The 14,530-nt window shown below is 45.5% G+C and carries 11 protein-coding genes; 7 read left to right on the forward strand and 4 right to left on the reverse strand.

Features of this window, described 5'->3' with window-relative positions:
• Positions 1 to 159: 159 nt before the first annotated feature.
• Entirely contained in the window at positions 160 to 3,417 is a 3,258-nt protein-coding gene (locus WJR50_RS29465) for a PAS domain S-box protein (RefSeq protein ID WP_341296918.1), read from the reverse strand.
• A 192-nt stretch (positions 3,418 to 3,609) separates the two neighbouring features.
• Between WJR50_RS29465 and WJR50_RS29470 the strand changes: the two genes are divergently transcribed.
• On the forward strand, positions 3,610 to 4,500 hold the full coding sequence (locus tag WJR50_RS29470; RefSeq protein WP_341296929.1) for a metallophosphoesterase: 891 nt from the start codon (positions 3,610 to 3,612) through the stop codon (positions 4,498 to 4,500).
• Positions 4,501 to 4,575: 75 nt separating this feature from the next.
• Here WJR50_RS29470 and WJR50_RS29475 read toward each other — a convergent pair whose 3' ends face one another.
• Positions 4,576 to 5,145, reverse strand: coding sequence for a RidA family protein (locus WJR50_RS29475; RefSeq protein ID WP_341296919.1), 570 nt, complete (start codon positions 5,143 to 5,145; stop codon positions 4,576 to 4,578).
• A gap of 75 nt (positions 5,146 to 5,220) precedes the next feature.
• Between WJR50_RS29475 and WJR50_RS29480 the strand changes: the two genes are divergently transcribed.
• From WJR50_RS29480 to WJR50_RS29505, 6 genes are all read left to right on the forward strand, one after another.
• A complete protein-coding gene (locus WJR50_RS29480) occupies positions 5,221 to 6,162 on the forward strand; it encodes an exonuclease domain-containing protein (RefSeq protein WP_341296920.1) in 942 nt (313 codons plus the stop codon).
• Positions 6,140 to 6,676, forward strand: a complete 537-nt coding sequence (locus tag WJR50_RS29485) for a hypothetical protein (protein ID WP_341296921.1) — start codon at positions 6,140 to 6,142, stop codon at positions 6,674 to 6,676. The genes WJR50_RS29480 and WJR50_RS29485 overlap by 23 nt, the downstream gene beginning before the upstream one ends.
• 29 nt (positions 6,677 to 6,705) lie before the next feature.
• Entirely contained in the window at positions 6,706 to 8,163 is a 1,458-nt protein-coding gene (gatB, locus tag WJR50_RS29490) for an Asp-tRNA(Asn)/Glu-tRNA(Gln) amidotransferase subunit GatB (RefSeq protein WP_341296922.1), read from the forward strand.
• 24 nt (positions 8,164 to 8,187) lie between these two features.
• Positions 8,188 to 9,336 carry a peroxiredoxin family protein gene (locus tag WJR50_RS29495; protein WP_341296923.1) on the forward strand — a complete coding sequence of 383 codons (1,149 nt, stop codon included), beginning with the start codon at positions 8,188 to 8,190 and terminating at the stop codon, positions 9,334 to 9,336.
• Between the two features lie 249 nt (positions 9,337 to 9,585).
• Entirely contained in the window at positions 9,586 to 9,963 is a 378-nt protein-coding gene (locus tag WJR50_RS29500; protein WP_341296924.1) for a response regulator, read from the forward strand.
• An 858-nt stretch (positions 9,964 to 10,821) separates the two neighbouring features.
• A complete protein-coding gene (locus WJR50_RS29505; protein ID WP_341296925.1) occupies positions 10,822 to 13,557 on the forward strand; it encodes an outer membrane beta-barrel protein in 2,736 nt (911 codons plus the stop codon).
• Between the two features lie 351 nt (positions 13,558 to 13,908).
• On the opposite strand, the gene WJR50_RS29510 is transcribed toward WJR50_RS29505, so the two are convergent.
• Together WJR50_RS29510 and WJR50_RS29515 are read right to left on the reverse strand one after the other, a co-directional pair.
• Entirely contained in the window at positions 13,909 to 14,304 is a 396-nt protein-coding gene (locus WJR50_RS29510) for a helix-turn-helix domain-containing protein (protein WP_341296926.1), read from the reverse strand.
• Positions 14,305 to 14,320: 16 nt separating this feature from the next.
• The gene (locus WJR50_RS29515) at positions 14,321 to 14,449 is read right to left on the reverse strand and encodes a type II toxin-antitoxin system HicA family toxin (protein ID WP_341296930.1); all 129 of its coding nucleotides are present in this window, start codon (positions 14,447 to 14,449) and stop codon (positions 14,321 to 14,323) included.
• Positions 14,450 to 14,530 lie beyond the last annotated feature (81 nt).

Raw genomic sequence — 14,530 nt, forward strand, 5'->3', positions numbered from 1 at the left:
CGGGTGCTCCACACGGGGTGCTCCTCACCGGGTGCTCCACACGGGGTGCTCCTCACCGGGTGCTCCACACGGGGTGCTCCTCACCGGGTGCTCCACACGGGGTGCTCCTCACCGGGTGCTCCACACGGGGTGTTCCACACGGGGTGCTCCCATCAGGGGCTAAGCTTTCACATCTTTCTTCTGGGGTAGCTGCTTCACGATTTTGTGGTACAGCTCATTGGGATTAAAGGGCTTGGTGACAAAGTCATTCATGCCTACCTTATATACCCGTTCCTGTATCTCCAGCATGGCTGAGGCGGTGAGCGCGATGATGGGCAACGCCGGAAAAACTTTACGGATGTGTAGACTGGCCTCATAGCCGTCCAGCACCGGCATCTGCAGGTCCATCAGGATGAGGTCATATTGCTCCCCTCCTATTACCCTGTCTACCGCCTCCTGTCCGTTCTCGGCATGTTCAAAGGCGAGTTTCCACTTGTTAAGAAACTGCCGGGCCACGATGACATTCATCTTATTGTCTTCTACCAGCAGTACCTTATAGCCTTCCAGGCTGCGGAAAGGCTGATTGCCCTGTAGAAATACTGATTTATCTTCTATGCGCTGGCTACTGGCCTTGAACTCCAGCTCAAAATAAAACAGTGATCCTTCTCCTTCCCGGCTATTGAGCTGTATCTGGCTGCCCTGCAGTTCCAGCAGCTTTTTGGTGATGGCTAGCCCTAGTCCGGTGCCACCGTAATGCCGGGTGGTATCTGAACTTGCCTGGGAGAAGCTGTCAAAAATATGGCTTTGCTTATCTTCGGGAATACCAATGCCACTGTCTTCTACCTCAAAGGTGAGTTTTACCTTTCCTTCCTCCTGCGAAGCAATTCTCACCCTTACCTCCACACTACCCTGCTGGGTAAACTTGATCGCATTGCTCACCAGGTTATTCATGATCTGGGAAAGGCGGGTAGGATCTCCTGTCAGGGTTTCAGGAATAGCCTCCTCCTGGCTGATGCGCAATGCCACGCCTTTTTCTTCTGCTTTGAAGGCCAGTGAGTGCTGTATCCCTTTCAGGAGCTGCCCCAGACTAAAGTCTACTTCTTCAAACTCTATCTTACCGGCTTCAATCTTGCTGAAGTCCAGGATATCGTTGATCAGAGCCAGCAGGTTTTCTCCGGAAAAGCGCAGCGCGTGCAGGTTCTCCAGTTGCTCGGGCTTGGGATCATCCTGCAGCAGCAGATGAGAGATACCGATGACCGCATTCAAAGGGGTGCGTATCTCATGGCTCATGGTAGAGAGAAACTGTGCTTTGGCCATAGAGGCATGCTCGGCCTGCCTTTTTGCCTCTATCAGCTCCTCCTCCTTGTGTATTCTTTCCAAAGTAGAACCTACCCAACGGGCGAAGAGGCGGACAAACTCCTTATCTTCTTCAGAGAAATCCTGCTGGCGGGCTGAGCTATCCATAAAGTTGACGATGCCATATATCTTGTCATCAATACGCAGAGGCGTGCCGATGTAGCTTTCCATCCTGATGTTAGCATAGGCAGCATGGTCTTTATAAGCGGAATCTTTCATACAGGATATAGCTACTACATCATTCTGACGGTATGCCAGGCTACAATAAGTATGGCTAAGCGGCATGCGCATATCCTGCATATCCGGCAGCCCAGAGGCAGTACGTACAGAGTGGCTGACATGACAGTAACCTTCCTCAATCCGGCTGATCACCCCCAGGGGCATACCCAGAAAAGCCGCTACCTCCGCCAGAGACTTGTCAATCTGAGTTTTGAAGTCCAGCTGACTGTGGGAGGCGATAAGGTTCAGGGTTTTTAAGCCTTTCTGAAAACGTTTCTGGTGGAGCTCTGCCTTCTTGGCTTTGCTGATGTCCTGAAAAACGCCTTTAAGTTTATAGGGTTTTTGGTTTCGCATAAGGGTTTTGCCCAGAGTCCTTACCCACATGCGCTCCCTCCCGGGAATACACATTTCAAGTTCCAGGTCAAAGCTACTGCCCTCCCGCATAGATTTACGCACATGCCGTTGAAACAGCTGCCGGGAATGCCTGCAAAAGAAATTAAGCCCCTGATGAATGTCGGGGCTAAAATCAGGCTCAGCCCCAATGAGCTTTTTAAAGAGTGAAGAAAGGCTAAGTTTACCGGTCTTGATTTCCAGCTCCCAACTGCCAATGCCTGCCAGCTCCTGAGCCTCTTCCAGTTCTTCCTTCACCTTCAGCAGCGCTTCTTCCGCTCTTTTCTGTTCGCTGATATTCTGGCATACAAGTAAGCCTCCTTCAATATTGCCCTGATCATCACGTAAGGGTACAGTACGGTGGTTAAAGTACTCTCCTTCAGACATAATATTGGAATGGACAAACTCTCCCTGAAGTGTAGCTTCAAATATGGGCCTGAAGTAGTTTTTGATATTTTCTGGCACTGCCTCTTCCAGGCGCTTGCCTTCGTACTGTTCGGAGGTCTGATTCAACTTTTGCATGGTAGCTCCATCGGCTACGATGAAACGCATATCATTATCAAAAAGAAAGATGTCGGTATCAGGAATATTAGATGCTAGACGGCGATAGTTACGCTCGCTGACTTTGATCTGGTCCTGGGCAAGGCGCTGGGCGGTAATATCCCGGGAAACCGTCTGGAAAGCGATGATCTCCTTACCCGCTCTTACAGGGGTAATATTCGTCTGAAACCATAGGTATTTACCATCTTTTCGCCGTATCCTGCTTTCTATATCCTGCCTTTTTTCTCCTTTCACTGCATGTGAACGGAAATTCTGTCGTACATTCTCCACATCCTCAGGGTGTAAAAAATAAGCAGGCGATTGCCCCAGCATTTCATCTTCAGCATAGCCCAGGACTTTTTTAACAGAGGGAGACATATAGGTAATCGTCCCATCTAACTGATGCATACAGATCAGGTCCTGTATACTTTCGGTAATAAGTTTATATTTCTCTTTTTCCGCTCTTAGCGCCTCTTCAGCCTTCCTGATCTCGGTGATATCCAGGGTGGTGCCGTACAAACCTACTTTCTCTCCCTTTTCGTTCTTAAGAGGTTTCACCGTAGTTCTGAGATAGCGTACCACCTGCCTGCGGCTAAGGATGCATTTCTCAAAAGTTAACCTGGCATTATGGTATGCTTCAGTAAAAGATTTTTTTACCAGCGCCTGATGATCGGGATGAATCAACTGAAAGTAATCTTCTACGGAAGGAGTAGGTTCTTCCAGGGGCCAGTCATACTGACGGTATACTTCTTCTGACCACTCAATATAGCCGGTCTTCAGATTGGCTGTCCACCAACCCACCCCTGCAATTTCGTAGAGCTCTTCCAGATTGGCTGCCATCTGGCTGTTCTGCTGGTCAAAGGCCTGGCGACTCTGCTCCAGGGCTGCTTCCAGTTCACTGATTTTTTTGATGGCCTGCGCTAATGTTTTCATATGTGAAATACCATAGTATAAGGTCAAATTTACCGCTTAGTACCGTAGTATATGCTTGAGATTGCGCTGAAAGTGCATTTATGTAATTTTTGGCATGCTTCCATAAAGAAGTTTGGGTAGGTATACTCATTAGGCAGAACTTTCTTTGACATAAATGCAAACAAAGCATGCCCAAATCAGTACCTATTGAAAATGTACGACATCATCGGAGACGTTCATGGAGAAGCGGATAAGCTGCATAAGCTTCTGACACTTCTAGATTATCGCCCAGGGGGTACTGGCTATTATCACCCTCAGCGCAAGGCTATCTTTTTGGGAGATTTTATCAACAAAGGAGGGGCGTCAAAGGAGGCACTGGAAATCGTCAGAAGTATGCTGGCCCGGGAGGCAGCCTATGCTGTGGCCGGTAACCACGAGCTTTATCTGATCGGCTTCTTTCATAAGCATGCACATGGCGAGTATATCCGTGAGCATACGGAGAAAAATACCAGCCAGCATGCCCCTACTTTTTCTTCCTTTGGGCAAGACAGAGAAGCCTTACTGGACTATATCAGCTGGATGCAAACTTTACCTCTCTATCTGGAACTGCCCGGCATACGGATAGTACATGCCTACTGGCATCAGCATAGCATAGATTTTATTAAGCAGCACTACCCCCAGGCCTGTCTGGATGATGAGACGCTGGCAGCGATGGTTCCCGGAAGCGAAGTATCGCAGGCGGTAGAAGAACTGCTGGTTGGGCTAAAGCTTCCTCTCCCTCCTTCTGCATCAGACAGTCCCAGCTTCAAAACCAAATGGTGGAGAATAGGCAAGACGCACGAATACAGTGAGCTTGCCATCCGGCCGGACAGTACCTTGGGTAACCCTCCCATAAGCTACGAAAGCATACATACCGAAGATTATCACTATCCCGAAAAAGATATACCCCTGTTCTTCGGTCATTATAACCTGCCCGGTAAACCCAGGATACTGGCCCACAATTATACCTGCCTGGATTTTAACCTGGAAGATGAACCGCTGCTGGTAGCTTATCGCTGGGATGGAGAAGCCCGCTTGGAAAGTGATAAGCTGGTATATGTATAGGTGAAAGGTTGAAAGTTTAAGGTTATAGGTTTTCAACATTCTTCAACTTTAAACTTTCAACCTTTAACTTTGAACTCAATCCGTGACTTCTACGATCATCTCAATCTCTACAGCGATGTTATTAGGCAGTGAGCCCATACCTACTGCGGCACGCGCATGTTTGCCTTTTTCACCGAACACTTCCACAATAAAGTCTGAGAAGCCATTCATTACCTTGGGCTGCTCAATAAAGTCAGTCGTACCATTGACCATGCCATGCACTTTGACCACCCGGCTTACCTTATCCAGATCGCCGATTTCAGCTTTCAGGGCAGAGAGCAGGGCAATACCGGTATAGCGAGCGGCCTGCTGCCCCTCTTCTATACTGAGATCGCGGCCCAGTTTGCCGGTCACATAATTACCTTCGGGTGTTACCGGGCCGTGGCCAGCCAGGAATACCAGGTTACCGGTCCTGACCGCTCTTACAAAGTTGGCTTCCGGCACAGGAAGGTCGTAGAGCTCTACGCCCATATCGGCCAGCTTTTGCTCAATGTCCACCGCTTGTGCTACATTGGCTTCCTTTACTTCTTCCTGCTGCTGACCGGATTGGCAGGCACACATGACACATAAGGCGAATAAAGCAGTGATTTGTTGAATTTTTAGCATTGGTTTGAGGTTAGTTTGCATAAATATAGAAAACTTTATTATTATCGTCACCCGTTTTACCATACCCTATTGACCATGAATTTTGTGGCGCTGGATTTTGAAACCGCCAACCATCAAAGAGAAAGTGTTTGCGAAATTGGTATCGCCATTGTGCAGGATGATGCTGTAAAAGAACAAAAGTCCTGGCTGGTGAGGCCCCGTGATAACTGGTTTAACAGTATGAACACCAGGATTCATGGCATAGATGCAAAAAAGGTAGCCCAAGAGCCGGAGTTTGACGAGCTGTGGCACAGCATAGGCAGTTATTTTGAGGGGGCTAACGTCATCGCCCATAACGCCAGTTTTGACCTGAGTGTATTGCGCCATGTGCTGGCCCAGTATGAGCTTCCCTTTCCCGAACTGAGTTATGCCTGCAGCCTGCAGGTAGCCCGCCGGGCCTGGCGTGGTTTTCCATCCTACGGCCTTAGTGCTCTTTCTGAGCGTTTTGGTATTTCACTCAACCATCATGCTGCCGGCTCAGATGCCGAAGCCTGTGCCCACATCATGCTGAAGGCGATGGAAGCCCATGGCCTCCAACGTTTTGAAGAAATTGAAGAAGCGTTTGGCCTACGCATCGGCAAGCTCTACACCCAGGGGTATATACCGGCAGGACGCATCCGGCCCCAGAAGAAAAAGAAGCCCGGTTTACACAGCATGACGCTGGATTTGTCCAGGGTAAGCAAATCACATCCCCTGTACGGCAAATCGGTAGTATTTACCGGCTCGCTAAAAAGCATGAGCCGTGCTGAGGCACAGAAGTGTGTCATTGAGGCGGGAGGACATTCTACCAATTATGTAAACGAAAGGACCCACTACCTGGTGCTGAGTGAGCGGGTGTTTCTGAATATAGAGCAGGGGGTAAATAATAATAAGGTACAACAGGCCAGACGCCTGACTTCCGGAGGGAATGGAGTTACGCTTATCTCTGAAAAGGAGTTTCTGAATCTTTTGCAGCATGAAGTATCAGGAGAGTCTTAAATTCAGTCACCCCTTCCTCGGACTGCTGATGCTGCCTGTTATCCTGCTCTTTGGCTATGGAATCGTACAGCAGCTTATCCTGGACCGGCCCTTTGGGGGCCATCCCGCTCCTGACCACTGGCTTGTAATCACTACCCTGATTGTAGTAGGCATAGGCTGGCTTTTATTTGCTGCCCGCCTTCGCATCACCCTGGACGAAAAGGGAATCCATTACCGCTTTTTTCCTTTTCACTGGAAGACCTACACCCTCCTCTGGTCGGAGATAGCAAACGCCCATGTGAGGAAGTACAATGCCCTTTCAGAGTTCGGCGGCTGGGGCATGCGCATCAACTTCAGGGGCAACAGAGCCTATAATGTCATGAACGATCAGGGACAGGCGCTGGAGATCGTGAAAAAGAATGGAAAGAAAATACTCTTCAGCACCCATAATCCTCAGGCAATCAGCCGTTTTCTTGAGGAGCTTTCTGGCAAAGGAGGCCTCAATTCATTGCAAAACTGGGAGAAAAAACCGTAAGTTTGTAAAAATAGCTACCTAAGCGGATCATGTTGGATAAAAGCACACGAGAGAAGTATACAGTAGTCGTAGGACTGGAAGTACATGCACAACTTCTTACAAAAAGTAAAATATTTTCTTCAGATGCCAATCAGTACGGAGCATCGCCCAATACCAATATCAGCGCCATCACTTTGGGGCATCCGGGCACCCTCCCCCGTCTCAACAGGCAGGTCATAGAATTTGCCATCCGTATGGGGCTGGCCTGCGGCTCGGAGATCACCCGCTACAATATCTTTGACCGTAAAAACTACTTTTACCCTGACCTTCCCAAAGGCTATCAGATCATGCAGGACAAGACCCCGATCTGTGTAGGGGGTGGCATCTATATACGCAAGGAGGAAGAGGAAAAGCGGATCAAGCTGCACCACATCCACCTGGAGGAAGATGCCGGAAAATCCATTCACCTGGAAAACGAGCCGGAAACCCTGGTAGACCTCAACCGTGCCGGAGTACCGCTGATAGAGATCGTTACTGACCCGGACATTCGTAGTTCGGAAGAGGCCTCTGCCATGCTTACCGAGATACGTAAGCTGGTACGCTACCTGGATATCTGCGACGGTAATATGGAAGAAGGCTCTATGCGCTGCGACGCCAACGTATCTATCATGACCAAAGAGGCTACAGAATACGGGAAAAAGGTGGAGGTCAAGAACATGAACTCCATCCGCAACGTGCAGCGTGCCATAGACCATGAGGTAGAGCGGCAGATCTTACTGCTGGAAGCAGGAGAAGAAGTTATCTCCGAAACCCGCCTCTTCAATGCCGACAATGGGAAGACCTACAGCATGCGTACCAAAGAAGAGTTGAACGACTACCGTTATTTCCCCGAGCCTGACCTTAGTCCGGTAGTAGTATCGGAAGAGTGGCTACAAGAGATTAAAGAAAGTATGCCGGCTCTGCCACACGAATTATGGCATAAGTTCGTTGAGACCTATGAGCTGCCTCCTTACAATGCAGAGGTGCTAACCGATACCAAAGCCATGGCGCGATACTTTGAAGAGGTCTGCCGATATACCAAACATTATAAAGTAGCTTCCAACTGGATGATGGGGCCGGTAAGGTCTTACCTGAATGATGCCTCGCACAGTATAGAGAAGATGCCGGTGCAGCCGGAAAGCCTGGCGGAGCTGGTGGAGATCGTAGCTGCCGATAAGGTGAGTTTTGCGATAGCTACTCAAAAAATCTTCCCTTATATGCTGGAAGATAATAGTGGCAAAGCGCCTCTGAAGATAGCTGAGGAAATGAACCTCCTGCACGAAAGTAGTTCGGACCAGATACAACCTCTGGTAGAAGAAGTACTGGCTGACTTTCCTCAGAAAGTGGAGCAGTATCGTAAAGGGAAAAAAGGACTGCTGGGCATGTTTATGGGCGAAGTCATGAAGCGTAGCCAGGGAAAAGCGAATCCTAAGGTAGCCAACGAATTATTAAGAAAAGAATTAGATTAAACCTAAGCCATTGAACACAAAACCATGAGAATCATAAGATATTGTATCATAGTTATATTGGGCACTTATCTTTTTACTGCCTGTTCTCAGAGCAAATCCAACGGGCAGCAGACCTCGCCTCAAAAGAATGGTCACGTGCAGATAGAAGGCAGCATCAACCATCCTTCTGACAAAGGCTATGTAGTGCTGGAAAAAATTGGAGAGAACAACATTGATATCGTAGACACCCTGATGGTGTCCAGTGACAGTACTTTTCGCTACAGTCTGGACAACGGGGCCCCTGGTTTTTACCGCCTCAACCTCTATGACAAGCAGTATGTTAACCTGATTCTGGACGATGAAAACGTAAGCATTGTGGCGGATGGAAACCGTCCTGACGGTTTTGTGGAAGTAAACGGCTCCAAGGACACCGATTACTTTTATGAAGTAAATGATATCATGCGGGAGTTTCAGCAAAAAGTCAATGAGCTGAATGCTGATTTTATGAAAGCCCGGGCCGATGAAGATGAAGAAGCCATGCAGGATGTAGAGTCCCGCTATGCTGAGATAGAAACAGAAAATACAGAAAAGCTCAAGGCCAAGATTAACGAGATGGGAAACTCTATTGCTGCCTTTTATGCGGTTAATTTTCTGGATGCCGAAAAAGAATTTGCTTACCTGAGTGAGCTTGCCGATAAGTTTAAAGATAACCTACCCGACTCCCGCTATACCGAGCAGTTTGTAGACCAGGTAGAAGAATTGCGCAGACTATCTATTGGTATGGAAGCCCCTGAAATTGCACTACCCAATCCTCAGGGAGATACTATAAAATTATCTTCCCTGCAGGGCAAGTATGTTATGATTGATTTCTGGGCTGCCTGGTGTAAGCCCTGCCGCATGGAAAATCCCAATGTGGTTCGTTTGTACAATCAATACAAAGACAAAGGCTTTGAGATCTACGGCGTCTCACTGGACAGAACCAAAGAGGATTGGGTAGAAGCCATCAAGCAAGACCAGTTGGGTTGGGTACATGTTTCCGACCTCAAATATTTTGACTCTGAAGCTGCTGCGCTCTATAACATCAATGCTATTCCGGCTACTATACTGCTGGATAGGGAGGGCAATATCATTGCTAAAAACCTTAGAGGAAAAGCCTTAGAAGAGAAACTGGCTGAACTTTTTGATGAAGCATAACAGCTAACTAAGCTCTTCTATAGAAAGTGATCCTGTCCTTGAAAGGTCAGGATTTTTTATGAACAAAAATACACGGGTATTCTTTGTAATCAGAAATAACAGTGTTATTATTATTTCTTAAGTAAAATGCGCAAAAAACAATTTTATTGCTAAAACATTACATATTCAGCACAGTCAAAAACTATTCAAGGTGAGAAATCAGTCTCTTTACATTTGTATTGGTATGATATTTCTCATTACTTTTTTACTATGAAAGTACTCATGATTGACGATAACGAGCTCGATTTACTTATCAGTCGTAAGCTTATATCCAAACAGGTAAGTTCACTTGAGTTCACAGAATTTAACAACGCGGCCGAAGCATTGCAGCATTTGGAAAGCCGGGAGGATAATAATTTTGATATTATTCTTCTTGACCTGAATATGCCGGAAATGAATGGCTGGGATTTTTTGGAAGAATATCAGAAACTTCCTGCACACAAAGCCAATGTATACATTTTAACATCTTCTCTGGATACCAGGGATAAGCTGCGCTCCAAAGAATATGAATCTGTAAAGGGTTATTTTGATAAGCCTTTAAAGAGCAACTACATTGCTGAAATTGTAGCCGCGCATCAGATTCACTAGTACCTCCTTCTCTATTCTGTCTATTTTTTTTTGCATTTCAAAAGCTGGTGCTGCTCATTTTGATAGTCGCCATCTATCTTTTTTTCCTTCTTATCACCATTTTATTGTCCACCGCTACTCCTGCATACCTAATGTGTGCTATATTTATTCAGCAAAAACCCATAAGATATTACGTACTTCTTGTGTACAAAAAAATGTATCATAAAGAGCGGGTTCTTGTTACACAAGCTGCCATACATATGACTTCTTAGATGCCAAGCCTTGAATAATTTTTGTTATTCTTCAGAATGTGAATGTAGCTAACTTACTCTTAGAGCAGGTAGCCAATAGTATAGAGCATACATCATCCACAGCTTCACCAGGTAAGGCTTAGCCTGCCAAGATGATATATCATAGGATAAAAAGTAAAGCTACTCCTAAGCACCGAGTTTGATATGTTGTTCGCCTAAGACTTTGAAAGGTAGATATCTTAAGGAATGATAAAAGTCCTATAAAACGGATGACAGAGGGCTCAAAAAAATAGCGACAAACTTCTTGTTTCTTCTCTCGTCTCTGTGTGTGATTTAGCGTTTATCACCATTCTGGTAAAGAGTATGCATCAGGAGAGATATCACAGCGATCCGGTAGTTTTTTTTAATCCGCAAAAGCTTCCCTGTGAGAACTTACATGAATTTACTTAAGGAGTAATGCTTCATCTTCAGTTTTTCAGCTTTTTATTAAAAGGGTTAGCGCATTTTTTTGTAATTATAGGATTGAGCGCATACAACCAGCTATTGCTGCTTTAGAAGGCTCTCTGCTATTGGCATTTTCCTCTTGCTCATTAAACAATAAAAACTACTCTTAAAAAAGTTATATAAGATGCTGCGTCTTTCTTTTTTGCTATTGCTACTATTTATCACATTCCAAACTTATGCACAAACTTCCATCGTAAGCGGTACCGTCAAGAGCTCATCGGATGATACGGAACTTCCCGGGGCCACTGTGGTTTTAGAAAAAATTTCTGATGCTACCACCCAGGGTGTAGTGACCGATATTGAAGGAAAATTCAGGCTCAAAGCAGATACCGGGAGCTACCGCTTAAAAGTTCAGTTTATTGGCTTTGTGCCACTGTCTAAACAAATTCAGGTACAGAATGGCCCTTTGAATCTAGGAGAGCTCGCACTCTCGGAAGAAACCACCACCTTACAGGAAATTGAAGTTACTGCCAAAGCTCTGGTAGGGCAGCAAAAAGGAGATACTTCTCAGTTCAATGCAGGAGCTTTCAAAACAGCTCCCGATGCCAGCGCACAGGACCTGGTAGAGAAAATGCCAGGCATCATCATGCAGGATGGCAAGATGCAGGCTCAGGGTGAAGATGTACAGCAGATTTTGATAGATGGTAAGCCCTTCTTTGGAAAAGATGTCAACGCTGCTTTGCAAAATTTACCGGCAGAAGTCATCGCCAGCGTACAGGTATACGATGAAAAGAGTGATAAAGCTATGCTCAGCGGATTTGACGACGGAGAAAGAACCCGTACCATCAACATCATTACTAAACCCAACCGCCGTAAAGGACAATTTGGTAAAACTACTGCTGGCTACGGTACCGATAAGCGTTATCTGGCAGGGGCAAGCGTCAATTTCTTTAATGAAGACCGCAGAGTTACCGTTACCGGCTTAAGCAATAATATCAATACGGTCAACTATACATCTGATCCTAATAATCAGGGGGATAGCCGTACCCAGAACGGTATCATCAATACCAATATGCTGGGCATTAATTTTATCAACTCATGGAATGAAAAAGTTGAGTTTAGTGGCAGCTACACCTTTACACACAGAAAGAATGAAGAGAACCAAACCAGGATAAGAGACTATGTACTACCCTCAGACTCAGGGCAGATATATACTGAAAACAGCGCCAGCACGACTCGCAATGCCCAGCATCAGATGAATATGCGTTTCGAGTATAATCCGGATGAAAAGAACAGAATCCTGATACGACCGTCTATCTCTCTGCAGGATAATCTCGTAGACACTTACTTTATAGGAGAAACAGATACCGACAACGGACTGCTCAACCAGACAGAAAACACTTCCAATTCAGATAACTACAATTATGATTTCAGTAACCGGATGTACTATAGCCATAAGTTTGACAAAAAAGGACGGAGTTTTAACATTCGCTTGAACACCGGCTATCATGCCAATCAGGATGATCGTTATCGCCTGGCCAACAATGTGTTTTACAACGCGGAGGAGCGTAATGAAGAGTTGAACCAGTATACTCATCTGAAAAGAAGAGGTTTTGACTGGGAAGGTAATATCTCTTATACAGAGCCCCTCAGCAAGCACAGTATGATTGAGTTTGAATACGAACTAGGCAATACCCTGAATGATTCGGACAAGCGTACCTATGATTTTGTGGAAGGAGAAGATACTTACAGTCTGCTGGACACCGCCATCAGCAACACATTTGAGAGCCGCTACCTGACACAGGAAGGAGAGTTAGGCTATCAGTACAGGACTGAGAAATTCAGGGTACAGGTAGAAGCAGAGTACCAGCATGCCAGCCTTTTGAACGATCAGCTATTTCCTCAGGATTATGAAATGGAGCGTAAGTTTGAAAGTGTACTACCCTCTGCCCGCCTTGTATACAAGTTTAACGATACTAAAAACATAGAATTCAACTATCGTACCTGGACCCGAGAGCCTTTGGTAGGGCAGTTACAGGCAGTGATTGATAACTCCAATCCCTTGCAACTCCGTACAGGTAACCCGAATCTGGATCAGTCGTACAACAACTGGATCAGAACACGCTATAAGTCCCACGACCCTGAAAGCAACAAGACATTTTATGCGGTAGTACAATCTACTTTTGTGAAAGATTACATTACCAACAGCACCTTAATAGCAGAGGAGCCTACCGAGATCGCTGAGGGTATTGTGCTGGAAGAAGGCTCGCAGTTGAGTAGTACCGTCAATGTAGATGGTTACTTTGATGTACGTTCGTATATCGGTTATGGTCAGCCGCTGGATGGCATATCTTCCAACATCCACTTCAATGGATCAGTACGTTATGCCAGAAAACCCGGCCTGATCAATAATGAAATCAATCTGGCCAATGCCAGTAGTTTTCGCTTCGGCACCTCGCTCAGCAGTAATATCAGCGAGAATGTTGACTTCCGGGTGTCTACCCGTTCCAGTTATAACATCGTAGAAAACTCTCTGAGACCTGCGCTCAACAACAACTATTTTAACCAGACTACTCGCCTACGCTACAACTGGATAATGTGGGAAGGGCTGGTATACCGTACTGACCTGAGGCATCAGTTGAATACCGGCCTTTCGGCAGGTCTGGATAACAGCTTTCTTTTGTGGAACATGAGCATTGGTAAAAAGCTCTTCAGAAATCAGTTGGGAGAGTTGAGCATCAATGTGTATGATCTGCTGAAGCAAAACAACAACATCAGACGCAACATTGAGGAGGCTTATGTGGAAGATGTACAGTCCAGGGTACTGCAACGTTATTTTATGCTGACTTTCACTTACAACCTCCGCCACTTTAGCGAAGGCACCTCTATGGATGACTATGAGAAATTGTATAGGAACTAATGTCAAGATAAGAGCTTCTTTATGATGTTTTTGAAGAGCCTTATGCAAAATATGACCAAAACTAACTTTAGTCTAGTTTCTTTTTTGATCTGGATAAGCAGAAGCGCATTCAGTCTTATCGCTGGTTTATCTTCAAGCTTACAAAGCCTTTCACTTATTGAAACCGCATCTGCTGTCAATATTCAACATCTCTTTTCAAAGAATCTATAATTGTCTTAGCCCCCTAAATAACTGGATGATTTTGAAGTAAACATTAAAATCATTAGTTAAGATTTTATTTAGATGACTGCTAACATTAAATAAGTGTACCCTTTTGAAGAAATCAGGAGGGTACCTCTTCTACTTCAATTTTCATCTTAGGATGAGATTCATTTCAGCCAGTTCTTGTCCGATTTGGTGGATGCCATCTAATATCTTCATTTGTTGCTTGGGAGAAGGTGTCTTTTTGCCTTTTGCATACTGAGAAAGCAATGAGGCATTTACCCCAATGCGTTGGGCAAGCAGATTAGCATTGATGATTTTGTACTCCTGAAAAAAGTGCTGCCAGTCTATTTCAAACTGTATGTTTGAAGCATCAGCAATATATCCTTCTTCTTCAAAATAAAAGTTTACTGCCTCAACAGAGTTACCCAACAAATCAGCTACTGACTTTCCAGTAGTATAAATTGGATAGTCCTTAGCGTAAGCGGAAAAACCTGTATTGGTTTTTTCTACTACTATCGGAATTTTTTTTCTTAGCTTTTTCATTTTAATCCGGCGTCTTTTAAGATTTTCTTTTCCGTGCGACGTCCGCTAACCCTTTACCTATCTCCTGGCTTCCATGATCAGGAAAAATGATAATACCCTCCTTTGTAGGGTGCTTCAGTTTTACATGAGAGCCTTTCTGGGATATTGGATACCAACCATTCCATGGGGGCCATCCTTCTTAAGAATTCTAAATAATTCTGAACACTTCATTCACGTAAATTTAACA

Source organism: Catalinimonas locisalis (genome assembly GCF_038039535.1).
GTDB lineage: Bacteria > Bacteroidota > Bacteroidia > Cytophagales > Cyclobacteriaceae > Catalinimonas.